Source organism: Arthrobacter sp. GmRoot5-12 (assembly GCF_059739365.1).
Genome location: NZ_AP046056.1, coordinates 544,988 through 568,425, shown reverse-complemented (window position 1 = coordinate 568,425; position 23,438 = coordinate 544,988). Strand labels below are relative to the sequence as shown.

The 23,438-nt window shown below is 65.9% G+C and carries 24 protein-coding genes; 12 read left to right on the top strand and 12 right to left on the bottom strand.

Annotation, left to right across the window (positions count from 1 at the left end; genetic code table 11):
- The first annotated feature begins 127 nt into the window (after positions 1-127).
- Positions 128-1,045 (top strand): Bax inhibitor-1/YccA family protein, encoded by a 918-nt coding sequence (locus AC6JAM_RS02510; protein WP_056393472.1) that lies wholly within the window; start codon positions 128-130, stop codon positions 1,043-1,045.
- Positions 1,046-1,151: 106 nt separating this feature from the next.
- On the opposite strand, the gene galK is transcribed toward AC6JAM_RS02510, so the two are convergent.
- A complete protein-coding gene (galK, locus tag AC6JAM_RS02505) occupies positions 1,152-2,342 on the bottom strand; it encodes a galactokinase (protein ID WP_056393473.1) in 1,191 nt (396 codons plus the stop codon).
- Complete coding sequence (gene galT / locus AC6JAM_RS02500) at positions 2,339-3,496, bottom strand: galactose-1-phosphate uridylyltransferase (RefSeq protein WP_497933935.1); 1,158 nt, start codon at positions 3,494-3,496, stop codon at positions 2,339-2,341. Before galT ends, galK begins: the two co-directional genes overlap by 4 nt.
- Before the next feature lie 98 nt (positions 3,497-3,594).
- On the opposite strand from galT, the gene AC6JAM_RS02495 reads away from it, so the two are divergent.
- Genes AC6JAM_RS02495 through AC6JAM_RS02480 form a run of 4 tightly spaced genes read left to right on the top strand, consistent with a single transcriptional unit; the run spans position 3,595 to position 7,794 of the window.
- Positions 3,595-4,557 carry an aldose 1-epimerase family protein gene (locus AC6JAM_RS02495; RefSeq protein WP_497933934.1) on the top strand — a complete coding sequence of 321 codons (963 nt, stop codon included), beginning with the start codon at positions 3,595-3,597 and terminating at the stop codon, positions 4,555-4,557.
- 36 nt (positions 4,558-4,593) lie between these two features.
- A complete protein-coding gene (locus tag AC6JAM_RS02490) occupies positions 4,594-5,925 on the top strand; it encodes an AI-2E family transporter (protein ID WP_200953198.1) in 1,332 nt (443 codons plus the stop codon).
- 3 nt (positions 5,926-5,928) lie between these two features.
- A complete protein-coding gene (gene ilvA / locus AC6JAM_RS02485; protein WP_018770183.1) occupies positions 5,929-7,167 on the top strand; it encodes a threonine ammonia-lyase in 1,239 nt (412 codons plus the stop codon).
- A 9-nt stretch (positions 7,168-7,176) separates the two neighbouring features.
- Complete coding sequence (locus tag AC6JAM_RS02480) at positions 7,177-7,794, top strand: rhomboid family intramembrane serine protease (protein WP_497933932.1); 618 nt, start codon at positions 7,177-7,179, stop codon at positions 7,792-7,794.
- Between the two features lie 131 nt (positions 7,795-7,925).
- On the opposite strand, the gene greA is transcribed toward AC6JAM_RS02480, so the two are convergent.
- Both greA and AC6JAM_RS02470 read right to left on the bottom strand, forming a co-directional pair.
- Positions 7,926-8,420 (bottom strand): transcription elongation factor GreA, encoded by a 495-nt coding sequence (gene greA, locus AC6JAM_RS02475; protein WP_018770181.1) that lies wholly within the window; start codon positions 8,418-8,420, stop codon positions 7,926-7,928.
- A gap of 152 nt (positions 8,421-8,572) precedes the next feature.
- On the bottom strand, positions 8,573-9,031 hold the full coding sequence (locus AC6JAM_RS02470; protein ID WP_134164548.1) for a DUF4307 domain-containing protein: 459 nt from the start codon (positions 9,029-9,031) through the stop codon (positions 8,573-8,575).
- 128 nt (positions 9,032-9,159) lie between these two features.
- Here AC6JAM_RS02470 and mca point away from each other — a divergent pair, with 128 nt between their 5' ends.
- Positions 9,160-10,065 carry a mycothiol conjugate amidase Mca gene (gene mca / locus AC6JAM_RS02465; protein WP_497933931.1) on the top strand — a complete coding sequence of 302 codons (906 nt, stop codon included), beginning with the start codon at positions 9,160-9,162 and terminating at the stop codon, positions 10,063-10,065.
- Positions 10,066-10,163: 98 nt separating this feature from the next.
- Positions 10,164-10,505, top strand: a complete 342-nt coding sequence (locus AC6JAM_RS02460) for a hypothetical protein (RefSeq protein ID WP_026265917.1) — start codon at positions 10,164-10,166, stop codon at positions 10,503-10,505.
- A gap of 41 nt (positions 10,506-10,546) precedes the next feature.
- Here the strand turns inward: AC6JAM_RS02460 and trhA are convergent, their stop codons facing one another.
- On the bottom strand, positions 10,547-11,290 hold the full coding sequence (trhA, locus tag AC6JAM_RS02455; protein ID WP_497933929.1) for a PAQR family membrane homeostasis protein TrhA: 744 nt from the start codon (positions 11,288-11,290) through the stop codon (positions 10,547-10,549).
- A gap of 148 nt (positions 11,291-11,438) precedes the next feature.
- On the opposite strand from trhA, the gene AC6JAM_RS02450 reads away from it, so the two are divergent.
- A complete protein-coding gene (locus AC6JAM_RS02450) occupies positions 11,439-12,200 on the top strand; it encodes an isoprenyl transferase (RefSeq protein ID WP_018770176.1) in 762 nt (253 codons plus the stop codon).
- A 239-nt stretch (positions 12,201-12,439) separates the two neighbouring features.
- Complete coding sequence (phoH2, locus tag AC6JAM_RS02445) at positions 12,440-13,858, top strand: RNA 5'-3' helicase PhoH2 (RefSeq protein WP_018770175.1); 1,419 nt, start codon at positions 12,440-12,442, stop codon at positions 13,856-13,858.
- A gap of 357 nt (positions 13,859-14,215) precedes the next feature.
- Here the strand turns inward: phoH2 and AC6JAM_RS02440 are convergent, their stop codons facing one another.
- Entirely contained in the window at positions 14,216-14,863 is a 648-nt protein-coding gene (locus AC6JAM_RS02440; protein WP_497933928.1) for a GNAT family N-acetyltransferase, read from the bottom strand.
- 36 nt (positions 14,864-14,899) lie between these two features.
- Positions 14,900-15,700, bottom strand: coding sequence for a hypothetical protein (locus AC6JAM_RS02435; RefSeq protein WP_056393483.1), 801 nt, complete (start codon positions 15,698-15,700; stop codon positions 14,900-14,902).
- Positions 15,701-15,759: 59 nt separating this feature from the next.
- Here AC6JAM_RS02435 and AC6JAM_RS02430 point away from each other — a divergent pair, with 59 nt between their 5' ends.
- Both AC6JAM_RS02430 and AC6JAM_RS02425 read left to right on the top strand, forming a co-directional pair.
- A complete protein-coding gene (locus AC6JAM_RS02430; protein ID WP_478222141.1) occupies positions 15,760-16,305 on the top strand; it encodes a prepilin peptidase in 546 nt (181 codons plus the stop codon).
- Between the two features lie 42 nt (positions 16,306-16,347).
- Positions 16,348-16,818 carry an NUDIX hydrolase gene (locus AC6JAM_RS02425; protein ID WP_056393485.1) on the top strand — a complete coding sequence of 157 codons (471 nt, stop codon included), beginning with the start codon at positions 16,348-16,350 and terminating at the stop codon, positions 16,816-16,818.
- A gap of 22 nt (positions 16,819-16,840) precedes the next feature.
- On the opposite strand, the gene AC6JAM_RS02420 is transcribed toward AC6JAM_RS02425, so the two are convergent.
- The 5 genes from AC6JAM_RS02420 to AC6JAM_RS02400 form a co-directional block, all read right to left on the bottom strand.
- Positions 16,841-18,562: an MDR family MFS transporter gene (locus AC6JAM_RS02420; RefSeq protein ID WP_488314879.1), complete on the bottom strand. Its 1,722-nt coding sequence runs from the start codon at positions 18,560-18,562 to the stop codon at positions 16,841-16,843.
- Positions 18,559-19,224, bottom strand: a complete 666-nt coding sequence (locus AC6JAM_RS02415) for a TetR/AcrR family transcriptional regulator (protein WP_488314878.1) — start codon at positions 19,222-19,224, stop codon at positions 18,559-18,561. Before AC6JAM_RS02415 ends, AC6JAM_RS02420 begins: the two co-directional genes overlap by 4 nt.
- Before the next feature lie 129 nt (positions 19,225-19,353).
- Entirely contained in the window at positions 19,354-20,781 is a 1,428-nt protein-coding gene (locus AC6JAM_RS02410; RefSeq protein WP_018770167.1) for a class II fumarate hydratase, read from the bottom strand.
- 87 nt (positions 20,782-20,868) lie between these two features.
- Positions 20,869-21,483: a carbonic anhydrase gene (locus tag AC6JAM_RS02405; protein WP_018770166.1), complete on the bottom strand. Its 615-nt coding sequence runs from the start codon at positions 21,481-21,483 to the stop codon at positions 20,869-20,871.
- A 9-nt stretch (positions 21,484-21,492) separates the two neighbouring features.
- Complete coding sequence (locus tag AC6JAM_RS02400; protein WP_497935878.1) at positions 21,493-22,173, bottom strand: DUF4245 domain-containing protein; 681 nt, start codon at positions 22,171-22,173, stop codon at positions 21,493-21,495.
- 225 nt (positions 22,174-22,398) lie between these two features.
- On the opposite strand from AC6JAM_RS02400, the gene glpX reads away from it, so the two are divergent.
- Positions 22,399-23,421: a class II fructose-bisphosphatase gene (gene glpX / locus AC6JAM_RS02395; protein WP_018770164.1), complete on the top strand. Its 1,023-nt coding sequence runs from the start codon at positions 22,399-22,401 to the stop codon at positions 23,419-23,421.
- Positions 23,422-23,438: the final 17 nt, after the last annotated feature.

The following is a 23,438-nucleotide window of genomic DNA, read 5'->3' as shown; positions in this document are numbered from 1 at the left end:
GGAAAGGTGCAACGGTCACGGTTCGGTTGCAACCGGGCCCCAAGGGAACTTTCCCGGCTGCCTCCGCGTGGGAATTGGTAGCGTAACAAAAAGCTCATCACCCACATCCACATGGAGGAATCCCGCAATGGCACTTGGCGGCAACCCGATCTTCAACGGAAAGAATTTCCGTGGAGCCACCCAGGCACCGCCTGTCCCGCAGGCTCCCTACGGCGCTCCCTACGGCCAGCAGCCCTATGGCGGCCAGGCACCGTACGGCCGCCAGCCCTACGGCCAGCAGGGCTGGGGCACGCAACCCCAGAGCATGACCGACGAGCAGCTGCGGCAGATGTACAGCCAGCCCTCGGCCGGCCCCGCAGACACCGGCAGGATGACGTTCGACGACGTCATCATGAAGACCGCGGCCTGCCTCGGCGCCGTGCTGGTGGGCGCAGCCATCACCCTCACGGTGGGCCTGCCGCTGGCGTCAATGCTGATGATTGTCGGCGCCCTGGGCGGGTTCGTGCTGGCCCTGGTCAACACCTTCAAGAAGCAGCCTTCGCCGGCACTGATCCTTGCGTACGCGGCGCTGGAGGGCCTCTTCCTCGGCGGACTCACCAGGATCCTCGACACCCAATTCCCCGGTGTGGGGCTGCAGGCGGTCATCGGTACCCTGTCCGTATTTGCCGTGACCCTGGTGCTCTTCAAGAGCGGCAAGGTCCGGGCCACCCCCAAGGCCATGCGGTTCTTCATGATCGCCATCATCGGCTACGCCGTGTTTGCCCTGGTCAACATGGTGCTGATGTGGACCGGCGCCCTGCAGCAGCCCTTCGGCCTGCGCAGCGTCGAGATCTTCGGGATCCCGCTGGGCGTCTTCATCGGCCTGCTCGCCATCGGCCTCGCCGCCTTCTCGCTGATCATGGACTTCACCAGCATCGAGGAAGGGGTCCGCAGCGGAGCCCCGCAGCGCTTCTCCTGGACGGCTGCATTCGGGCTGACCGTCACCCTCGTCTGGCTGTATGTGGAGATCATCCGCCTGCTGGCCATCCTGCGCGGCGACGACTAGGCACCCGGCCAGCTTCCGCCGTCGTAAACCAAAAACCGTGGGCTCCACCAGACTGGTGGGGCCCACGGCCGTTAAGGGCTGACGGCATCAGGCTGCCGCGGCGTCCCTAGGCAATGCGCAGGGCGCCGGCGGCAGGGGAAACGGTAAAGATGTCCGGCGCCTTGAAGCCGGCGTCGGCAAAAGCCTGGGTGACGGCGGCGCGCACCTTCTGCTCGGCGTCCACCGGGGTCAGCGCAATCGCAGCTCCGCCAAAGCCGCCCCCGGTCATGCGGGCACCAATGGCCCCATGGGCCCGCGAGGTGTCCACGGCCAAGTCCAATTCCGGGCAGGAAATTTCAAAATCATCGCGCATGGAGGCATGGCTGGCGTCCAGCAGGGGACCGATGGCGCTGGGACCGGGGCCGCCCAGAAGCTCCACGGCCTGGAGCACGCGGTCATTTTCGGTGACAACGTGCCGCACCCGGCGGAACGTCACCTCATCCAGCAGGCCGCTTGCCTCCTCAAGGTCAGCCACCTCGACGTCCCGCAGTGCCTTAACCCCCAGCACTTCCGCCCCAAGCTCGCAGGATTCCCGGCGTGACGCATAGCCCCCGTCGGCGTGGGAGTGCGACACCTTGGTGTCAATCACCAGGAGCACCAGGCCTGCGGGTTCGGTCTCGAAAGGAACCAGGCTTGCCTTCTGGTCCCGGCAGTCCAGGAAGACGGCGTGGCCCTTCGAGCCGCGAAGGGACGCTGACTGGTCCATGATCCCGGTGGGCGCACCCACGAAGTCGTTCTCCGCACGCTGGGTTGCCAGCACCATGTCCTGGGCCGACAGCCCGGCACCCGTGAGGTCGTTGAGCGCCGTGACGACTGCGCATTCGATGGCGTGTGACGACGACAGGCCGGCACCGAGCGGGACGTTCGAGTCCAGGAGCAGGTCCAGCCCGGGAACGGTGATGCCCCGCTCCCGGAGGGCCCACATGACGCCGAGGGGGTACTTGGTCCAGCCCTTGGCTGTTCCCGGCCGCAGGGTGCCGAGGGTGGTGGTGACCACGCCCTGGTCGCCGTACGTGGACAGGAGCCGCACGGTTGAATCCGGGCGGGCCGCGATGGCCACCCGGGCGGTGCGGTCGATGGCGAAGGGGAGGACGAAGCCCTCGTTGTAGTCGGTATGTTCGCCGATGAGGTTAACCCGGCCCGGTGCTTGCCAGATGCCGTCGGGAGCGCCTCCGAACTCGAGTTCAAAGCGGGCGCCGAGACTTTGGGCGGCGGGTGCGGATGCGGGTGCGGCCTTGGCCGGATCCTGGGTGCTCACGCGGAGGCTCCTTCCGGGGTGGCCGCCATGGCGGCGGCAGGCATGGACGACGGCGGGACCGCAACACTGCGCAGCCGTTCCGCCACAATTTCGGGGGTGGTGTCGTTGATGAAAGCGCCCATGGCCGCTTCGGAGCCGGCCAGGTACTTCAGCTTATCGGCCGCCCTGCGCGGGGAGGTGAGCTGAAGATGGAGGTAGCCCGCCGGCCGGAGGAAGTCATCCAGCGGCGCCTGGTGCCAGGCGGAGATGTAGGGAGTGGGCGTGGGGTACAGGGCATCCACCCGCTTGAGCAGGTCGAGGTAGACGTGTGCCAGCTCGTCCTTTTCCTCTCCGCCCAGTGCAGCCAGGTCCGGCACCCGGCGGTGGGGGACGAGGTGGATCTCCAGCGGCCAACGGGCCGCGAAGGGCACATAGGCGCTGAAATGCGTGCCTTCGAGGACCATTCTGCTGCCGTCTTCCCGCTCGGCCCTCAGCAGGGAACCGGTCAGGGTGTCCCTGCCGTCCTGCGCGTCGTAGTACTTCCGGGCGGCCGCCCCCAGGGTGCCGGCCCGCGGGGTGATGTAGGGGTAAGCGTAGATCTGCCCGTGTGGGTGATGCAGTGTCACGCCGATGTCCGCGCCGCGGTTTTCGAACGGGAACACCTGCTTGACGCCGGCCATGGCGCTCAAGGCAGCGGTACGCTGCGCCCAGGCCTCGATAACCGTGCGGGACCGCTCCCCGCTGAGGCCGCTGAAGGACCCGGTGTGGTCGGGGGTGAACGACACTACTTCGCAGCGGCCGTACGCCGGGCCTTTCGTTCCCCATGCGGCGTTGTCAGGCACGGGCCCCAGGGCCGGTCCCAGCGAGGGGAACCGGTTTTCGAAGACCACAACGTCGTAATCCGGGGCAGGGATCTCGGAAGCGTTGGCGGGCGTGGTGGGGCAGATGGGGCACTGGTCTGCCGGCGGCAGGTGGGTGCGGGCCTGGCGGTGCGCGGCGACAGCCACCCATTCGTCCGTCAGGGCATCGAAGCGCACCTCGCCCGGCTCCCCGCGAGGGGGCAGGCCGCGGTGGTCGGTGGTGAGGTGTCCGGCGCGTGACGTGCTGGTGCTGTCATCGTCGAAGTAGATCAGCTCCCGCCCATCGGAGAGTCTGGTACTGGTAATCCCTGTCATACAAAAAGTCTTGCATAAACGATCAAGAATGAATAGTTAACAACAAAAAGTAACAAAGGGAGATGGAAGGGCCATTCGTGCCATGTACGGTAATGCCCATGACAGCCTCTTCCGAACACGGAACCTCCACCCGCTCATCCGCCCTGTCCTGCGCCACCGGCCGGCAATACGAGCTTCGCCGGGGCGACGCCGTCGCCGTGGTCACTGAGCTCGCTGCAGGGCTCCGCTCCTTCAGCCGGGGCGGGGTCCTGCTGACCGAAACCTACGGCGATGATCAGATCGCCCCCGGTGGGGCAGGCATCACCCTGGCGCCCTGGGCCAACAGGGTGGAGGACGGGGTCTGGTTCCTCGACGGCCGGAAGCAGCAGCTGGACATCACCGAAGTGTCCCGCAACAACGCCAGCCATGGCCTGCTTCGGAATACCGGCTACGCGGCGGTTGCGGAGTCGCAGGACGCCGTGGCACTGGAGGCCACAGTTTTCCCGCAGCACGGCTATCCGTTCCTGGTGCGCCACAGGGTGGAGTACCGGCTTTCGGAAGACCTGGGGCTGCAGGTCAGGCAGACCCTCACGAACGACTCGGCGGCGGCCGCCCCATTCGTTCTGGGCGCCCACCCCTACCTGCGGCTTGGTGACACCCCGGTTGAGAAACTGCAGCTGACCGTTGCCGCCGGCACCCAACTGGTGACCGATGAGCGATTGATTCCCCGCAGTTCGGCCCCTGTAGCCGGGGATGTGGATTTTCGGTCCGGGCGGCACATCGCGGACCTGGCGGTGGACGTGGCCCTGACGGACCTCAGCTTCGAAGGGGGCAAGGCGCGGCACACCCTCGCGGCGTCCGACGGCGGGGAGGTGTCGCTGTGGCAGGACGAGGCCTGCCGCTACGTCCACATCTTCGTGAGCACGGTGTACCCGGGCCGTAGCCGTGCAGTGGCGGTGGAGCCGATGACGGGACCGGCCAACGCGTTCAACTCCGGCGACGGTCTCCGGTGGCTGGCTCCGGGGGAGTCCTTCAGCATGCAATGGGGCATCGACTACAAGCCCGGCGCGGCGGGGGAGTAGTTTCCCATCGGGCCGCAGCTGGGGAAGTATTGGCATATGACGCCTAACGAGGACGACGTTACCCTGGCCCGCCCGGTTTCAGCGCCGGCGCCCGCCTCCGCTGCGCCGCTGCGGGTCCTGACGGACCGTGAGCTGGACAAGGACATACCCTACGGCATCCGCATAGCGGCGTCCTGGTCGTGGCGGCTGGGCCTGATTCTCCTGATGGTGGGGACGCTGGTCTGGCTGCTCAGCCACATCACCCTCCTGATCATCCCGATTATGGTGGCCGCCCTCCTCGCCGGTCTCCTGAGCCCGGTCACGGTGTGGCTGAAGCGGCACGGGCTGCCTGCGGGGCTTGCCGTCGCCGTGACGGTCCTCGGGTTCATCGGTGTCATTGTCGGTGCCCTGGCCCTGGTGGGCAGGCAATTGGCGGTGGGATTCGGCGAGCTCTATTCCCAGGCCCTTGAAGGCGTCCGGCAGGTCCAGGACTGGCTCTCTGCCGGCCCCCTGCACCTCACGGCCGCCCAGATCGACCAGTACATCAGGGAAGCCACCGACGCGCTGCAGAACAACAGCAGCAGCATCCTCAGCGGCGCCCTGTCCTTCGGCAGCACCGCGGGGCACTTCGCTGCCGGCATGCTGCTGTCGCTGTTCATCCTGATCTTCTTCCTCCTGGAAGGTGACCGGATCTGGGCGTTCCTGGTTAAGATGCTTCCGCGCAAAGCCCGGGCCGCCACCTTCGGCGCCGGCCGCAGGGGCTGGGCGTCCATGGTCAGCTATGCGCGCATCCAGATGTTCGTCGCAGCAGTGGACGCGCTCGGCATTGGCGTGGGCGCCGCCATTATCGGAGTCCCGCTTGCGCTTCCACTGGGCGTGCTTGTCTTCCTCGGCTCCTTCATTCCGGTGGTGGGCGCCCTGTTGACCGGTATCGTGGCCATCCTGCTGGCGCTGGTGGCCAACGGCCCCATCAACGCCCTGATCATGCTGGCCATCGTCCTGCTGGTCCAGCAGCTTGAAGGCCACATCCTGCAGCCCCTGGTCATGGGCAAGGCAGTCTCGCTGCACCCGGTGGCTGTGATCCTCAGCGTTGCGGCCGGTTCCTACCTTGCCGGCATCCCCGGAGCGCTGTTCTCGGTACCCATCCTGGCCGTAGCAAATTCGGCTGTTCGCTACATCGCCGCAAGAACGTGGGAACATGAACAGGTGCCGGTAATTGCCGGGAAGCCCATCACGGCCGGAGCAGGCGGGGACAACACCATCAAGGACGTTGAACCGCCGTCTGTACCTGGCGCGGGGAAGGACACGGCGTCCGGCACTCCAGCCGAACACCGCGATGCCCGTGATTCCTCCCCGGAAGGCACCGGGGCAGAACCCAGAGGAGAGTAGTCCGTGAAGATCCTTGAAACCCTTCCCGTCACACTGGACGATGTCCTTGAGGCGCAGAAGCTGCTTGACGGGATTATCGCGCGCACTCCCGTGGAATCGTCGCGGGCGCTGGGGACCATGGTAGGCGGCGACGTCTATTTCAAATGCGAAAACCTGCAGCGCGCCGGCTCGTTCAAGGTCCGCGGGGCCTACGTCCGGATGGCGCGGCTCTCCCCGGACGAGAAAAAGCGGGGAGTGGTGGCAGCCTCCGCCGGCAACCACGCCCAGGGCGTTGCCGTCGCCGCCAAGAGCCTGGGCATCAAGGCCCGGATCTACATGCCGCTGGGCGTGGCACTGCCCAAGCTCGCCGCCACCCGCAGCCATGGCGCCGAAGTGGTCCTGCACGGGCACAACGTGGACGAGGCGCTCGCCGAAGCCCAGCGCTACAGCAACGAAACGGGCATGGTCTTCGTCCACCCGTTCGACAATGTGGACGTGGTGGCCGGCCAGGGCACCGTGGGCCTGGAAATCCTCGAGCAGGTCCCCAACGTTGACACAATCCTCATGGGTGTGGGCGGCGGTGGGCTCCTGGCAGGGGTCGCCGTCGCCATCAAGGCCCGCGCCAGGGAACTGGGCCGGGAGATCCGCATCATTGGCGTCCAGGCGGAAAACGCCGCCGCCTACCCGCCCTCGCTGGCCGCCGACGCGCTGGTGCCGCTGAAGAAGGTTTCCACCATGGCGGACGGCATCGCCGTGGGGCGTCCGGGGCAGCTGCCCTTCAGCATCATCCGCGAGCTGGTGGATGATGTGGTCACCGTCAGTGAAGACTCCCTGGCCCGCGCCCTGATCTTCCTGCTGGAACGGGCCAAGATGGTGGTTGAACCTGCAGGGGCGGTGGGCGTTGCAGCCCTCATGGACGGCAAGATCGAGAACCCGGGAACCACCGTGGCCGTGCTCTCCGGCGGAAACATCGACCCCATGCTGATGCTCAAGGTGATCCAGCGCGGCCTCTCCGCCGCAGGCCGCTACATGACGGTGCGGATGATGCTTGATGACCGCCCCGGCTCACTGGCAACCATTGCCCGCATCATTGCCGAAAACGATGCCAACGTCACCGGCCTGGACCACACGCGGGTGGGAGGCTCCATCAGCATGGGCGACGTCTCCATCACCGTGAACCTGGAAACCAAGGGCCACCAGCACGGTGAGCAGGTCCTCAGCGCACTTCGTGCCGAGGGTTTCCAGCCGATCGTCGTGCACTAGGAACGGGCCTTGGCAGGACTGACGGGCAACGGACGCCTCCCCGGGCGGCAGGCCATCGCGTCCCGCGCGAAGGGCGGGTTGGTGGTGCTGGGCGGCTTTGTGGCTGTGCTGTTCGCCATCGAAGTGGTCAACACACTGATGATGGGGGCCCTCACCCGGACCTTCGGCCTGCGGCCCAGGAGTGCCGACGGGCTGCTGGACATCTTCACGTTCCCGCTCCTGCATGCCAACCTGAACCACCTGCTTTCCAACAGCCTGCCCCTGGTCGTCTTCGGCTTCCTGGTGTTCCTCTCCGGGTTGCGCGTGTTCCTCACCGCCCTTGCCCTCAGCTGGCTCGGCAGCGGGCTGACGGTGTGGCTGATCGGGAACGGCATCACCGTGGGCGCTTCAGGCCTGGTGTTCGGGCTCTTTGCGTTCCTGCTGGTCAGGGGCTTCTTCAACCGCAGTTGGCGCCAGGTCCTGCTCGCAGTGGTCCTTTTCATGGGCTACGGCAGCATCCTCCTGGGCGCCCTGCCGTTCGTGTCCGGATACGTGAGCTGGCAGGCGCACCTTGGCGGGGCCGTTGGCGGCGTGGTGGCGGCGCTGCTGCTTCGTCCGCGCGCGCCTGGGATGCCGGCGAAGTCATAGCAGCCGGCCTGAAGTAGGCCCGGCACAAGGCCTTAACGGAAAGCGGTGGCCGTCCCCTGGGGGGACGGCCACGCTTCCCGGTTTCGCGCTGTCCTGTTACGGAGCACTGCGCGTACAAGCCATGCGCGGAGCTAGCCGGCGTAGGGCTTGGCGGAGAGGATCTCCACCTTGATGTCCTTGCCGTTGGGCGCCACGTAGCTGAGGGTCTCGCCCTCCTTGTGGCCCAGGATGGCAGCGCCAAGCGGCGACTTTTCACTGAAGACATCCAGGTCTGAGTCGCCCGCGATCTCACGTGAACCCAGCAGGAAGGTCTCCTCGTCGCCCGCGATCCTGGCCACCACGATCATGCCGGGTTCCACGATGCCGTCATCGGCAGGCGATTCACCCACATGGGCATCCCGGAGCAGTGCCGTCAGCTGGCGGATGCGGGCCTCAATCTTGCCCTGCTCCTCCTTGGCCGCGTGGTAGCCCCCGTTTTCCTTGAGGTCCCCCTCTTGCCGCGCTGCTTCAATCTTCTGGACGATCTCCGCCCGGCCAGCGCCGGAAAGGTGGTCCAGCTCTGCCTTCAGGCGGTCAAAAGCTTCCTGGGTGAGCCAGGCTGCAGATGCGCTGTTGGTGGTAGACACGGACTTCTCCTCTAGTGGTCCTACAATGCAAAAGACCCCGCCACGGTGGCCACTTGTGGAACAGCAACCAGCTCAGCGGGGTAAAGGTATCTCCCCATTGTAGTCAATCCTCTGGAGATAACCCAACAGGGAAGCGTTCCACGTCACACTGCTCAGGACGCCCCGGCTGGAATCCAGCAGCTGTCCACCACGCCCGATACCGACTCCGACTCCGTGCGCAACGTGACGCGCTGGGCCACCGTCCTGCCGCCGTCGGCCGTTCCATCCGCCACCGAAGGCGGGATGTCCACCACTTTCCAGCCCACCACAGCGAACTTGGAATCCAGCGCCTTCACGGCACATTTCACGGGCTTGCCCGGTTCCCGCGTCACCTGGAAGTCCACCTCGGCGAGCGTGGCATCGGTGGTGCTGTAACCCACGTCCTTGAACGTCACTCCGGAGAGCGAATTCGATGTGGTCACCCACGCCAGGAACCCGATTCCCGCGGCAAGCGCCAGGCCGATCGCGGCCCGGGTGGCCTTAGGGGAGAGCCGGCGCTTTTTAGCACCATACCGATTGGCTAGGCTAGTGTCTGCGGGCGCGGGGCGGGCCGGCTGGTCCGGGGAAGTCACCAGACCAGTTTAGTTCCCTTTCCGCCGGCGCTTTGCGGTGGCTGCAGCTGCCGGCGAGGCAGCGCACCCGCGACACCATCCGAAAGCTGCCACGAGCCGCAAAAGAAGAATTAGGAGCCGTCCCTTCCATGACAGCGTCCAGCAACTCCCAGGTGCCGCTGCGGCTGCTCGCGGTCCACGCCCACCCGGATGACGAATCAAGCAAGGGTGCTGCGACCATGGCCATGTATGCGGCTGCCGGTGTGGACGTGCTGGTGGCAACCTGCACCGACGGTTCCCGCGGCGACATCCAAAATCCTGCGGTGGAAGACGAACCCCACCCCAAGCGGGATATGGCCGGTGCCCGGAGGCTGGAGATGCAGCAGGCTGCCGCCATCCTCGGGATCCGCCAGCGGTGGCTTGGATTTGTGGACTCGGGCCTTCCCGAAGGCGACCCGCTGCCGCCGCTCCCCACCGGATCGTTCGCCACCCTGCCCCTGCACCAGGCCGCGGCGCCCCTGGTGCGGCTGGTGCGTTCCTTCAAGCCGCACGTCATCCTCAGCTATGACGAGAACGGCGGCTACCCGCACCCGGACCACATCATGGCGCACAGGGTGGCCGTGGAAGCCTTCGAGGCCGCAGGCGATCCCGGACGCTATCCGGAGGCGGGGGAGCCATGGGAGCCAGGCAAGCTCTATTACGACCGCGCCTTCAGCCCTGAGCGGTTCCGGGCACTGCACTTTGCGCTGGAGGAGGCAGGGCTGCAGTCACCGTACGCCGAGCGCCTGGCCGCCTGGCTGGAGTCCGACGCCGAGGGGCACACCCCGCCGCCGGCCGCGCACCCCACCACCACCCAGATTGACTGCGGGGACTTTTTCGAAGTCCGCGACGATGCGCTGCGCGCGCACCGGACGCAGGTGGACCCGCTGGGGTTCTTCTTCGCCGTTTCGCCCGACATGCAGCGCCGGGTTTGGCCGTGGGAGGACTATTCGCTGATCCATTCCAGGGTGCCCTCCGAGCTCCCCGAGAAGGACCTGTTCGCCGGGCTAAGATAGACACGGCAGGCTATTTCTATCTTGCGTAGAAGACAGGCGCGGCGACGGCCGGTCCCGTCCGCTTCCTGCTGCATCCGCTCCACCAGAAGGTATTAACCGTGCAATCTCTGCTCCTCAGCCTCGCCACCACGCCGACCCCGCTGCCTACTCCGACACTGCGGGAGGGGATTTCCGAGGACCAGGTGACGCCGGGCCTGCTGGGGTTCATCATGACGGCGTTCTTCGTCGTGGCGACTGCCCTGCTCATTGTGGATATGGTGCGTCGGATCCGCAGGGTGCGCTACCGGGCCCAGGTGGAGGAAGAGCGCCTGGCCGCTGCAGCTGCCGCAGATGTTGACGCCGCGGACGTCCAGGACGGGCGCGACGGCGGGACGCCTCCGGAAGCTACTGATGCCAACGGAAACGGCACTGCCGGGGGACATCCGCAGCCGCGCGAATAGGGCTGTCCCTTCGGCCGGGCCGGCTCCGGAGTGAAGGGGTTCTAGTCGAGGACTGCCATGGCGATCGCCGCGAAGTGTGCCGCGAAGGCGAGCACGGTGAACGCATGGAATAGTTCGTGGAAGCCGAAGTGGCGGTAGCTGAAATTGGGCTTCTTCAGCGCGTAGAAAATTGCGCCCGCAATGTAGAGGACGCCGCCCACGCAGATCAGCACGGCCGCCGGGATGCTCGCCTGGAAGAACTGCGGCAGGTAAAACAGCGCGCCGCAGCCCAGTGCGATGTAGATGGGCACGTAGAGCCAGCGGGGGGCTTCAGTCCACAGCAACCGGAACAGCACGCCGAGGATGGCTCCGGACCAGATGACCCACAGGAGGATCACCGCCTGCTGGCGTTCCAGGAGAGTCCATGCCAGCGGCGTATAGGTGCCGGCGATCACCAGCATGATGTTGGTGTGGTCCAGCCGCTTCAAAACGAGCTTGACGCGCGGGGACCAGTTGCCGCGGTGGTAGACGGCGCTGACGCCGAAGAGCAAAACACCTGTGGCGGCGTAGATGGCGGACGTGATCCGGCGGTCCGTGGTGGGGGCAATGACAACCAGGATAATCCCGGCGGCAAGGGCGAGCGGGGCCGTGACCGTGTGGATCCACCCCCGCCACTTGGGCTTGATCATGAGTAGTTCCGCGAGGCGGACGGCGGCGTCATCCATGGCGCTGGGCCCTGGTTCCGCGGCGGTATTCCGCTCCTCCGGCTGGGGGTCCCGGGAGGCGTGCGGAGAGTCGCTGTTCATGCCACCAGAATAACTTACGGGCCGGTAAGTTACCCGCGGGTAACATCCCTGCTTTGATGTTCCCGGGGTACTGGCCGTGCCAGCCGGCCACGGGCGGTAGCCTAGGATGTGGATGTACGTACGGCAGGAAAGTCAGGTGAGTGGACGCGTGGAGTTGCCCGGGTTCCTCTATGGCTATTACGAACGCCGGCTGCTTAGGGACCTTCCCCGCGACCGGATCCCCCGCCATATCGGCGTCATGGTGGACGGCAACCGCCGCTGGGCCAAGCAGTTCAACGCACCCACCAGCCAGGGCCACCAGGCCGGGGCGGACAAAATCCACGAATTCCTCGGCTGGTGCCAGGAACTCGGCGTAAAAGTGGTGACGCTCTACATGCTGTCCACGGACAACATGAACCGCTCCAGCGAGGAACTGGACCTCCTGATGGGCATTATCGCCAACACCCTGGACCGGCTGGACGAGGACGCCAACATCTCGGTACACGCCATGGGCGCACCTGAGCTGCTCCCGGACTACCTGGCCGAGCGCCTTAACAAGCTCACCGCCAGGACACCCGTCCGGGAAAAAATCCATGTCAACGTGGCGGTGGGCTACGGGGGCCGGCGTGAAATCGTCGACGCCGTCAGGGAACTCCTGCACGACGCCGTCGCCAAGGGCATGGACATCTCCAAGCTTGCCGATGACCTGTGCGTTGATGACATCTCGCGCTTCCTGTACACGCGCGGACAGCCGGATCCGGACCTGGTGATCAGGACGTCGGGGGAGCAGCGGCTATCCGGCTTCCTCATGTGGCAGAGCGCCTACAGCGAGTTCTACTTTTGCGAGGCCCTCTGGCCTGCTTTCCGCAAAGTGGATTTCCTGCGCGCCCTGCGCGACTACGCCGGCCGCCAGCGGCGCTTTGGCACCTGAAACCCCCGGTTCATAACAAGTTCACACACCTGCAAGAGAAATCGCCGCGTAATGGTTGCGGAAATTACCCCGGGTGGATTTACGTTATATCCATCAGCAGGCAAAACCGCCGGCTGATCGGGGAGGCCAGTACATGGAGCGAAACATCGCACCGGTTGTATGGGAGGCCGGACCCGGCCTCTTGGCCGAGCCGCCTCACCAATAACAATTCCGGGCTGGCGCCCGGGGCTGGAGTCGATGTGGCTACTTCTGAACAACTGCCCGAGGTCCTGTTTGGACTGGGTGGAAAAGCTACCTCTCGCGCCGAGCGAGCTACCTCTGAAACCGGCGCAGCAACTGATGCTGCGGCCGGTTTTGCTGTCTCCGGAAGGGAAGCCGACATCCACACCTTCGTCATCGACACCTCCGTCCTCCTCTCGGATCCGCGCGCACTCCTGCGGTTTGCCGAGCATGAGGTAGTGGTTCCCGTCGTGGTCATCACCGAACTCGAGGCCAAACGGCATGACCCCGAACTCGGCTACTTCGCACGGAAAGCCCTGCGGCTCCTGGACGACCTCCGGGTCAAGCACGGCGGCCTGAACCAGCCCCTTCCCATCGGCGACGAGGGCGGGACCCTGATGGTGGAACTCAACCACATCTCGTCCGAGGTGCTGCCGTTGGGCTTCCGCAGCGGGGACAACGACAGCCGCATCCTCGCCGTCGCCAAAAACCTTGCCAACGAAGGACGCAACGTTACCGTCGTGTCCAAAGACCTGCCCATGCGGGTCAAGGCGTCCGCCATGGGACTTACCGCCGACGAGTACCGCAACGAACTGGTCAAGGACTCCGGTTGGACGGGTGTTGCCGAAATCGAAGCGGACGAACAGGAGATTTCCACCCTGTACGGCCACGAGCCCGTCTTCATCCCCGCGGCCGCCGAGCTGCCCGTCAACACCGGGCTGGTCCTGCTGTCCAACCGCGGCTCCGCGCTCGGCCGGGTGGGCGCCGACAAGCAGGTGCGCCTGGTCAAGGGCGACCGCGACGTGTTCGGCCTCCACGGCCGGTCCGCCGAGCAGAGGCTGGCCATCGACATGCTGATGGATCCCGCCGTCGGCATCGTTTCCATTGGTGGCCGCGCCGGCACCGGCAAGTCTGCCCTTGCCCTCTGCGCCGGCCTCGAGGCGGTGCTGGAACGCCGCGAACACCGCAAAGTGATCGTCTTCCGGCCCCTTTACGCGGTTGGCGGACAGGAACTGGGCTACCTGCCAGGTTCGGAGTCCGAGAAAATGAACCCCTGGGCGCAGGCCGTGTTCGACACCCTCGGGGCCTTGGTCAGCCAGGAAGTAGTGGAGGAGGTCATGGACCGCGGCATGCTCGAGGTCATGCCCCTCACCCACATCCGCGGACGTTCCCTGCATGACGCCTTCGTGATCGTCGACGAAGCACAGTCCCTCGAAAAGAACGTGCTCCTGACGGTCATGAGCCGCATCGGCCAGAACTCCAAGATCGTCCTCACCCACGACGTCGCCCAGCGGGACAACCTGCGGGTCGGCCGCCACGACGGAATCGCCGCCGTCGTCGAAACCCTGAAAGGACACCCCCTCTTCGGCCACGTCACCCTGACCCGCTCCGAACGCTCGCCCATCGCCGCCCTGGTCACCGAACTTCTGGAAGGTTAGCGACACCTCGCTGAGGGCCGTGGCCGGGTTCGTCCCGCCACGGCCCTTTTCGTGCGTGGCAGTGGTTGGCTTCGCGGGGCCACGGCCCTTCTCCGTCGCTTAGACACAACGCATAGGGCCGTCTCCGGTCGCTGGGCGACCTCCGGCGGCCGATGCGTCGCGATGCGCTCCTACGAGAAGGACCGCAGCCCCGCTCGAGCGGGATCCCTACCGGAGGTGTTCAGAAGGCGCGCCCTGGCACACGTCCGGTTCGAGTCCTTCGTGGAGGAGCGCATCGCCGAACGGAGCAATGCGTCGGGAGGTGTCTAAGCGACGGCGAAGGACTCGGGGCGGACGAATCCTGCCACGGTAAGGCAATCAGGTGACCTTGAGGAACTTGGCCACAGCCTCGTGGCCTTCTACTTTCAGCTCCCAGTCGGGGCGCTTGAAGGTCTCCGGGGTGACGCGGACGTGCTGGAGTGTTTCGATTTTGGGGCCCCAGGCTTTGCGGGTGGTGCCGTTGAGTTCGTAGCCGAGGGAGCGGGACACGCCAAGGGAGGCGCTGTTCCAGATGGCTGCCTCGGATTCGGCGACTTCTGCCCCCAGCCGGTCAAAGGCCCAAAGGACGACGGCGGCACGCATCTCCTTGCCCAGGCCGCGGCCTTGAACGGACTGCTTGAGCCAGGATCCGGTGGTGACTGTCCTGAGGGCCGCGAAGTCCTTGGCTCCAACGTCCTGGCAGCCGGCGAACTGGCCTTCGTGCCAGATGCCGAGGAGCAGCGTCCAGCTTTCGGGCGTGCATTCGGCCCGGCAGCGCCAGTACCAGCGGGCCATGTTGGGGCCCAGCTCCTCGTCGGGCAGCTCGGTCCAGGGAGTGCTGAAGGGGTTCCTGCCGGCGTCATGGATTCCGCCCCGGGCCGCCGCCACGGCCGCGGGGATGTCCTGGTCGGTGATGGGGCGCAGCTCGAGCCGCGGCGTGGACAGCGTGAGGTCGAACAGCGGCCAGATGGAGCCCAGGGTAGTCATCCGCGAAGCCTAGCCGATCGGTGGCATGCGGGGTTGTCACGCCTTGGCGGCGATGTCCCAGCTGATGTGCCGGCGGACGTCGGTGAGATTCATGGACTGTGCCAGGAAGAGGTCATCGAGCATGTACTCATCCACGGCGAGGATCCGGATCCAGTGGCCATACTCCCCGGTTTCCTGCTCCAGTGACTGGCTGGATACGCAGACGCCGGTACCCATGTCCACCCGCAGGAGTGAACTTCCGGGAAGGCAGAGGGGGGCGGCAGGATCGCCCGGGCGGTAGGCGGCGCTGGGGGCCACCACCGCCTCCAAAACCGGCCGGCCTTCGTGCTCGGCGAAGCGGGTGTCCCGGATGTCCAGGGCGTTGCTGCCCGGGAACTCGATGGGCACGGGGGCGTTCCCGGCCAATTCCACGGGGTCCAGGGCGGCTGAAAAGCGTCCATTTCCGAACCCGGGCTCGCCGTAGGCGGCTTCCGGCCGGCGGCGGACCAGTCCGGCGTCGTCGTACACGGGTGTGACCAGGTGCGGAGGGAGCAGCCAGGACTTACGGGTGGCGCTGACGTAGATGCCGTCGCGGGAGTCATTGATGCCTGTGGTGCTGTGAAGGACCAGGCCCTCGGGGCTTTCAAGGCGGAGCGCCCCCGGCCGGCGGAGCCACGCACGGACGAAGGGTGCACCGGGCGTGGGAGCTGACGCAAAGGCCTGGTCCCAGTACTCAAAACGCAGCGCCTGCCACTTCCAGGGGGAAGACCGGCAAAGGTTCCGGAACATCGCGGCCAGGTCCGCGGGGATGGAAGGAGGGCCCGGAACCGCCCGGCGCCGGGAGTCCCAGGTCGACATATCCACATTTTACGCGGGGGTGCTACGGGCGGAATGGTGGATCCAGTAGCATCCGAGGGGTGATCGGACGACTCGGCGAACTCTGGCAGCACACCCCGCTGGCCTTCTGGCTGGTACTGGCGGCCTGCCTTTACTTTGCGGTGATGGCGGTCCGGCTCACCATTATCGATGTCCGGCACCACCTCCTGCCCAACAGGATCGTCTTCCCGTCCTATGCGGTGGCCGGTGCGCTCCTCCTGGCGGCGGCCGCGGTTGCCTGGGCCGGTCCCGTGCCGACTGCAGGGAACACCGGCGGGATCCTGGCCATCCCTGCCCTCCGCGTTGTGGCCGGCGCCGCGATCCTGTGGCTGTTCTATTTTGTCCTCCGGTTCATCTATCCGCCGGGGATGGGGTTTGGCGACGTCAAGCTGGCGGGAGTGCTGGGAATGTACCTTGGCTACCTCAGCTGGGGCCATCTGTTCGCGGGCACGTTCCTGGCGTTCCTGCTGGGCGGGTTGTGGTCACTGGCCCTGCTGGCGGCCCGGCGGGGCACCCTGAAGTCCGCCATCCCGTTCGGCCCGTTCATGCTCGCCGGCGCCGCCGCCGCGATGCTGCTGCCCGCGTGAGTTGCCTGCGATGTTGCCCGGGCTGTTCGATAGGCTGGCGGTATGCCTGCACCTGAATACGTCCTGAAGCTGCGCGAGAAGATCGGCAACGATCCCATCTGGGTCCCCGGGGTGCGGGGTGTCGTGGTGGATGATGCGGGCCGTATCCTGCTGGCCCAGCGGGCAGACAACGGGCAGTGGGCGCTGGTGAGCGGCATGCTGGACCCGGGGGAGCAGCCTGCACGGGGGCTCATCCGGGAGATCTTCGAGGAAACAGCTGTGGTGGCCGAAGCGGAACGTGTGGTGTCCGTGGGCGCGGTTGGGCCGGTTACCTATCCCAACGGTGACATCTGCGAGTTCCTGGACGTGGTGTTCCTGTGCCGTTACGTCTCCGGCGAAGCCAGGGTCAATGACGACGAATCCCTGGCTGTTGGCTGGTTCAGCATGGACGACCTTCCCGAACTCATGCCCGGCCACCTCACCAGCATCCGCCAGGCACTGGCGCCCTCCGGAGCCGTCCACTTCGAGCCCTGAAAAAGCGGGTATCCGACGGCGGTCAGCGGCCCGGCGAAACCAGCTCGCCGTCGTCGTCCTTCACGTGGTCCCCGCGCCCACCTGCGTCATAATCAGTGTCCCGTCCAGTGTCCGCCTTGGTGCCGGCGGCGCCTGCGGGAGCTCCGGCGAGGCCGGCGGCGAGCCGCTCGGCTTCTTCGCCGCCCACTGCCTCGCCGCGGGCCACCATCCCGGCCGTGTCCGAGAGCGGAATTTGCTTCAGCGTGAGGGCCAGGAGCAGTGCCGCGGCGATGAAGGGGAGCAGGTACCAGAACACCGGTGCCAGCGAGTCGGCGTAGGCATTTACGATAGCGTCACGCAGTTGCTCCGGGAGCTGGTTCAGTGCCTGCGGGTCCAGGGTCCGGGTGGACTGCCCGGCCTGCTCAGCGGTAGCACCTGCCCCCGTGAAAGCGTTGGTCAAGGCCTCCGAAAGGCGGGTGGTGAAGATCGAGCCGAACACCGCCACGCCCATGGCTGCGCCCACCTCGCGGAAGTAGTTGTTGGTGCTGGTGGCGGTGCCGATCTGGTCGGCCGGAACGGAGTTCTGGACCACCAGGACCACCACCTGCATGATCAGGCCGAGGCCGGCCCCGAACAGGAACAGCTGGACGCAGATCACCCAGATGGGGGTGCTGGCGGCAAGCGTGGTCATCCACAGCATGGCGGCCATGGTGAGCACGGCACCGAGGATGGGGAACATCCTGTACTTTCCGGTCCTGGAGATCCGGATACCGGAGTAGATGGACGTGCCCATCAGGCCTGCCATCATCGGCAGCATCAGCAAACCGGATTCGGCTGCCGACGTGCCGGACGACATCTGCAGGAAGGTGGGGACGAACGCGATGGCGGAGAACATGCCCAGGCCAAGGGTGAAGCCAATGGCCGTGGCATTGATGAAGATCCGGTTCCGGAACAGGCTCAGCGGAATGATGGGGTCCTCAGCCCGCCGCTCCACCATCACGAAAGCGGCGGCGGAAACCAGCAGTCCGGCACCAAAGGCCCAGGTGAGGGGTGAATCCCAGCCCTCGTCCTTCTTGCCGCCAAAGTCGGTGAAGAAGATCAGGCAGGTGGTGGCCGCGGACAGCAGCACAACGCCCAGCACGTCAATCCGCTTTTCTGCCTTCTTGTTGGGAAGGGTCAGGGCGAACCAGGCAATGGCGAACGCAGCAAGGCCAACCGGGATGTTGATATAGAAGGCCCATTCCCAGGTGAGGTGGTCCACGAAGAAGCCGCCCAGCAGCGGTCCGGCTACGGCCGAGAGCCCGAAGATGGCGCCGAGCGGGCCCATGTATTTGCCGCGCTCCTTGGCGGGAACGATGTCGGCGATGATCGCCTGGGACAGGATCATGAGGCCGCCGCCGCCCAGGCCCTGGATGGCGCGGAAGATGACGAAGCCCCAGAAGTCGGTGGCCAGTGCGCATCCAACAGATGCCAGGGTGAAGAGCGCGATGGCCACCAGGAAGAGGTTGCGCCGGCCCAGGATGTCGCCGAACTTGCCGTAGATGGGCATCACGATGGTGGTGGCCAGCAGGTAGGCGGTGGTGATCCACGCCTGGTGCTCCACGCCGCCCAGCTTGCCCACGATGGTGGGCATGGCGGTGGAAACGATGGTCTGGTCCAGGCTGGAGAGGAGCATGCCCGCGATCAGTGCGGAGAAGATAATCCAGATGCGTTTTTGCGTCAGCAGCAGGGGTCCTGCCGGTGCCTTGGTGGTGGCGGTGCTCATGGTTGTCCTTTTGCGGCAGTGTCCGGGATATCGAAGGGTTGGGAAAACAGGACGCTGGCTGCGGAGATGTTCTCCAGGAGCAGGTCCGGGTAACTGCGGGTGTTGCCGTCGGAGAAGTAGGCCATGCTGCTCTTGCGGGCGATGGTACTGAGCAGCACTACGGCCATTTGCACCACGGGGTGGTCGGGGGCCACTCCTTCGCGGCGGGCCACGTCCATGGCGAACTGGGCTTCGCGCTGCTCCGTGACGCCAATGATGCGGAGGATGAGCTGGGGCTCCTTGTGGACGACGCCAATCAGCTGCCGGGTTTCCTCTTCGGAGGCTGACATGCCCTCGGCCAGGCGGAGCGAGAGCCGGATGAGGTCGCGAAAGAGTGTGGGGGAGATTTCGCCGGCGGGAGAGTCTGCTCCGCCGGCAACGAACTCGTCGATGGCTTCGGCCGGGATGTCGTCTTCGGCGTGCCCGATGATGGCGTCTTCCTTTGTGGGGAAGTAGTTGAAGAAGGTGCGGCGCGATATTCCGGCGGCGTCGCACACTTCCTCCACGGTGTAGCCGTTGAGGCCCCGCTCGGCGGTCATGGCGCGGGCGGTTGACGTGATGGCGCTGCGGGTGGCTGCACGTTTCCGCTCCCTGAGGCCCTCCGAACTTGCACTCAAACTCATGGAGTAAAGTTTTGCACTATTCAGTTATCCGTGCAACTTATGAAAGAGGCCTTAATAGCAGTACGACGACGGCCGGCACCTTTCGCAGGAAAGGTACCGGCCGTCGTCGTACTTTTGGGCGGTGGTTCGTCAGGCCTTGTGGGCGGGGGACGTCATGGTGGTGACGTCCAGTGCCTTCTCGAGGTCGGCCTCGGAAACCTTGCCGTCGCCGTCGCCGACGAAGCCGAGCTTCTCGGTGGCCTGGCGGATGGTCAGGCCCTCCTTGACGGCGGTCTTGGCGATCTTGGCGGCGTTCTCGTACCCGATGTACTTGTTCAGCGGGGTGACGATGGACGGGGAGGCCTCGGCCAGGAAGCGGGCGCGCTCCACATTGGCCGTGATGCCGTCGATCATCTTGTCGGCCATGACCCGGCTGGTGTTGGCCAGCAGGCGGATGGACTCCAGCAGGTTCGCGGCCATGACCGGGATGCCCACGTTGAGCTCGAAGGCGCCGTTGGTGCCGGACCAGGCGATGGCGGTGTCGTTGCCGATGACCTGGGCAGCGACCATGATGGACGCTTCGCAGATGACCGGGTTGACCTTGCCGGGCATGATGGACGAGCCCGGCTGGAGGTCGGGGATGGCAATTTCGCCAAGGCCGGTGTTGGGGCCGGAACCCATCCAGCGGAGATCGTTGTTGATCTTCATGAACGAGATGGCGATGTTGCGCAGCTGGCTGGACGCCTCGATCAGGCCGTCGCGGTTGGCCTGCGCCTCAAAGTGGTCGCGGGCTTCGGTCAGCGGCAGGCCGGTGTCCGTTGCCAGCAGCTCGATGACGCGCTCAGGGAAACCGGCAGGGGTGTTGATGCCGGTGCCCACGGCGGTCCCGCCCAGCGGAACCTCGGCAACACGGGGGAGCGAAGCGTTGATGCGCTCGATGCCGTAGCGGACCTGCGCGGCGTAGCCGCCGAACTCCTGGCCCAGGGTCACCGGGGTGGCGTCCATGAGGTGGGTGCGGCCGGACTTGACGACGTCCTTGAACTCAACAGCCTTGCGCTCCAGCGACTCGGCAAGGTAGCCCAGGGCGGGAATGAGGTCGTTGATCAGGGCCGAGGTGGCAGCTACGTGGACCGAGGTGGGGAACACGTCGTTTGAGGACTGCGAGGCGTTGACGTGGTCGTTCGGGTGGACCACCTTGTCGCTGCCGGCGGCCTTCAGGGCGCGGGTAGCCAGTTCGGCCAGTACCTCGTTGGTGTTCATGTTCGAGGAGGTGCCGGAGCCGGTCTGGAAAACGTCGATGGGGAAGTCGCCGTCGTACTTGCCGGCGGCCACCTCATCGGCAGCGTCTGCAATCGCCTTGGCCAGCTCGCCGTCGAGCACGCCCAGTTCTGCGTTGGCCTGGGCGGCAGCCTTCTTGACCCGCGCCAGCGCCTCGATGTGGGTGCGCTCAAGGGTCTTGCCGGAAATGGGGAAGTTCTCCACTGCCCGCTGCGTCTGCGCGCGGTACAGTGCGTTCACGGGGACGCGGACTTCGCCCATCGTGTCATGTTCAATGCGGAACTCTTCAGTGGAAGTCATGGGGCTAGCTTATGGCGATCCGGCGCCCCATCGAAAACCGTTAAGGGAGCTTTGCCGGCGGTCCAGTGGACCGCCGGCACGTGGGTCCTAGAGCTCGCCGATTCCGGAAACAAGGTCGGCGCGGCCCTCTGCCAACCGGTAGGAGAGCCCGATGACCGCGGTGCGGCCGCCCTCGATTGCGTCGGAAATCACACGCGAGCTGTCCGCCAGCCGCTGCGATGTCTGCTTGACGTGCTCCACCACCATGTCGTTGACCTCAGGCTGGTCATTCCGCAGGGACGTCAGGACCGAGGGTGTGATGCGCTCCACGAGGTCGCGGATGAACCCCGCAGGCATGTCGCCGGTCTCAACGGCATCCTTGGTGGCCGTCACGGCACCGCAGCTGTCGTGCCCAAGCACCACGATCAGCGGTACACCCAGCACGCCGACGCTGTACTCCAGGGAGCCCAGGACGGCGTCGTCGATCACTTGGCCGGCGGTGCGGACCACGAAAACGTCGCCGAGGCCGACGTCGAAAATGATCTCTGCGGCGAGCCGTGAATCGGAGCAGCCGAAGATCACCGCGAAGGGGTTTTGTGTCTCCACCAACGATGAGCGGTGGGAGGCATTCTGGTTCGGATGGGAGGACTGGCCTTGTACGAAACGTTCGTTGCCTTCGCGCAGGCGGCGCCAGGCCAGTGCAGGAGTCAGGTTAGTCGTCACGGCCCCACCTTACGGCGTAGGCGCACCCGACGGTGAAACTGTGACGGCGGGGCTGCCTTCAAGGGAGTTGACGACGGCGGCGGCGAGCGTTGCGAATTCGTCCAGTTGCGCGGCGCCGGAGAGGACGATGGTACTGCCCCTGTAGTTGAGCACCATCGACTTTTCACCCTTGCCGGTGTCGCGCAGTTCCCACTCCTTGCCGCCGGCGTTCCGCGAGCCGGTGACGGGGGCGTTTTTGGTCTGCTGGAGGAGCCAGGTGGGGTTGGCGCTCCTGGTCTGCACCAAACTGATGAAGGACGTCTTGGGGGTCACATAGCCAACCTCCCAGGTGGGCACGCCGCTGCCCGTGCCGGCTTCCCACCGGGCGTAGTTGGGGCGGAAGGCATTGCCGGTATCAGGGGCAATGGGTGTGAATCCCGCCACATCCGCCGCGTTGCGTGCCACCGAGGCAACATCGATGTCCGGCCGGTAGCCATCGCCCTTGGGCTGGGGATTCATGAGGACAACGGGCAGGAACGCCGCGATGCTGAGCACCAGGGCAATGATCATGCCGATCACGGAGGCGTTGGCGCGCTTGGCGGCCGCCGCCGGAATGACGGGCTTAGCCGGGGTGTCCGCACTGCTGCCGGCGGGGCCGGAACGGCCCTCGGGCTGTGCCTGGCCGGAGCTGGGACTGGTGGCTTCCTGCATGTCATTCACCCCTCTATAGTCGCCCATCCCGGAGCCGGACTTCCATTCGGCCATGTCCCGGGGCGCGAGGGGGGCTGCGGTGCACATTGCGCGGTTGCGTCATGGGCCGCCCTCGGCGCGGTGCCGCGACTATGATCGATAGCAGAGGAATCACCGTCCTGCTGCACCGGCGGGCGGGTTCAATGATCGCCACTCGAAGAAGAGGTTCACGTGTCACCAGCGTCCATGACCCAGAAGTACTCCACGATTTCATCGTCCCTTGCGGTGGGCCACGACGAGCCGGACCGCAACCTCGCCCTTGAGCTTGTCCGCGTCACCGAGGCCGCGGCCATTGCCGGCGGCCACTGGGTGGGTTTCGGCGACAAGAACACCGCCGACGGCGCAGCTGTCGACGCCATGCGTTCCTTCCTGCAGACCGTCCACTTCAACGGTGTTGTGGTGATCGGCGAGGGCGAAAAAGACGAAGCCCCCATGCTGTTCAACGGTGAACGCGTCGGCGACGGCACCGGCCCCGAATGCGACGTGGCCGTTGATCCCATCGACGGAACGCGGCTGACTGCACTGGGCATCAACAACGCCCTGGCCGTCCTTGCCGTTGCCGAGCGTGGCTCCATGTTCGATCCCTCTGCCGTGTTCTACATGGAAAAGCTCGTCACCGGTCCCGAGGCCGCGGACATGGTGGACCTGCGCCTGCCGGTCAAGCAGAACCTGCACCTGATCGCCAAGGCCAAGGGCGTGAAGGTTAACCAGCTCAACGTGATGATCCTTGACCGCGACCGCCACAAGCCGCTGGTGGAGGAAATCCGCGAGGCCGGTGCACGCACCAAGTTCATCATGGACGGCGACGTCGCCGGCGCCATTGCCGCGGCCCGCTCCGGCACCGGCGTGGATGCGCTGATGGGCATCGGCGGCACCCCGGAAGGCATCGTGGCCGCCTGCGCCATCAAGTCCCTGGGCGGCGTCATCCAGGGCCGGCTGTGGCCCACCAGCGACGAGGAAAAGCAGAAGGCAATCGACGCCGGCCACGACCTCGACCGCGTGCTTTCCACCAACGACCTGGTCTCCAGCGACAACTGCTACTTCGCCGCCACCGGCATTACCGACGGTGACCTTCTGAAGGGCGTCCGCTACTCCAAGGACAAGGTCCTCACCCAGTCCATCGTCATGCGGTCCAAGTCCGGCACCATCCGTTTCGTCGATGGCGAGCACCGCGCCGACAAGTGGGAAGGCTACGCCCGCAAGAGCTGATCCGCAGCCACTGCAGG

Excerpts from the sequence above, each read along its gene's own strand:
- AC6JAM_RS02400 (WP_497935878.1), bottom strand. The coding sequence starts at position 22,173 with ATGCAGGAAGCCACCAGTCCCAGCTCCGGCCAGGCACAGCCCGAGGGC.
- AC6JAM_RS02415 (WP_488314878.1), bottom strand. The coding sequence starts at position 19,224 with ATGAGTTTGAGTGCAAGTTCGGAGGGCCTCAGGGAGCGGAAACGTGCA.
- glpX (WP_018770164.1), top strand. The coding sequence starts at position 22,399 with ATGACCCAGAAGTACTCCACGATTTCATCGTCCCTTGCGGTGGGCCAC.
- AC6JAM_RS02410 (WP_018770167.1), bottom strand. The coding sequence starts at position 20,781 with ATGACTTCCACTGAAGAGTTCCGCATTGAACATGACACGATGGGCGAA.
- AC6JAM_RS02435 (WP_056393483.1), bottom strand. The coding sequence starts at position 15,700 with ATGTCGACCTGGGACTCCCGGCGCCGGGCGGTTCCGGGCCCTCCTTCC.
- trhA (WP_497933929.1), bottom strand. The coding sequence starts at position 11,290 with ATGAACAGCGACTCTCCGCACGCCTCCCGGGACCCCCAGCCGGAGGAG.
- AC6JAM_RS02425 (WP_056393485.1), top strand. The coding sequence starts at position 16,348 with ATGCCTGCACCTGAATACGTCCTGAAGCTGCGCGAGAAGATCGGCAAC.
- AC6JAM_RS02510 (WP_056393472.1), top strand. The coding sequence starts at position 128 with ATGGCACTTGGCGGCAACCCGATCTTCAACGGAAAGAATTTCCGTGGA.
- AC6JAM_RS02440 (WP_497933928.1), bottom strand. The coding sequence starts at position 14,863 with ATGACTACCCTGGGCTCCATCTGGCCGCTGTTCGACCTCACGCTGTCC.
- galT (WP_497933935.1), bottom strand. The coding sequence starts at position 3,496 with ATGACAGGGATTACCAGTACCAGACTCTCCGATGGGCGGGAGCTGATC.
- AC6JAM_RS02495 (WP_497933934.1), top strand. The coding sequence starts at position 3,595 with ATGACAGCCTCTTCCGAACACGGAACCTCCACCCGCTCATCCGCCCTG.
- AC6JAM_RS02420 (WP_488314879.1), bottom strand. The coding sequence starts at position 18,562 with ATGAGCACCGCCACCACCAAGGCACCGGCAGGACCCCTGCTGCTGACG.
- mca (WP_497933931.1), top strand. The coding sequence starts at position 9,160 with ATGACAGCGTCCAGCAACTCCCAGGTGCCGCTGCGGCTGCTCGCGGTC.
- AC6JAM_RS02490 (WP_200953198.1), top strand. The coding sequence starts at position 4,594 with ATGACGCCTAACGAGGACGACGTTACCCTGGCCCGCCCGGTTTCAGCG.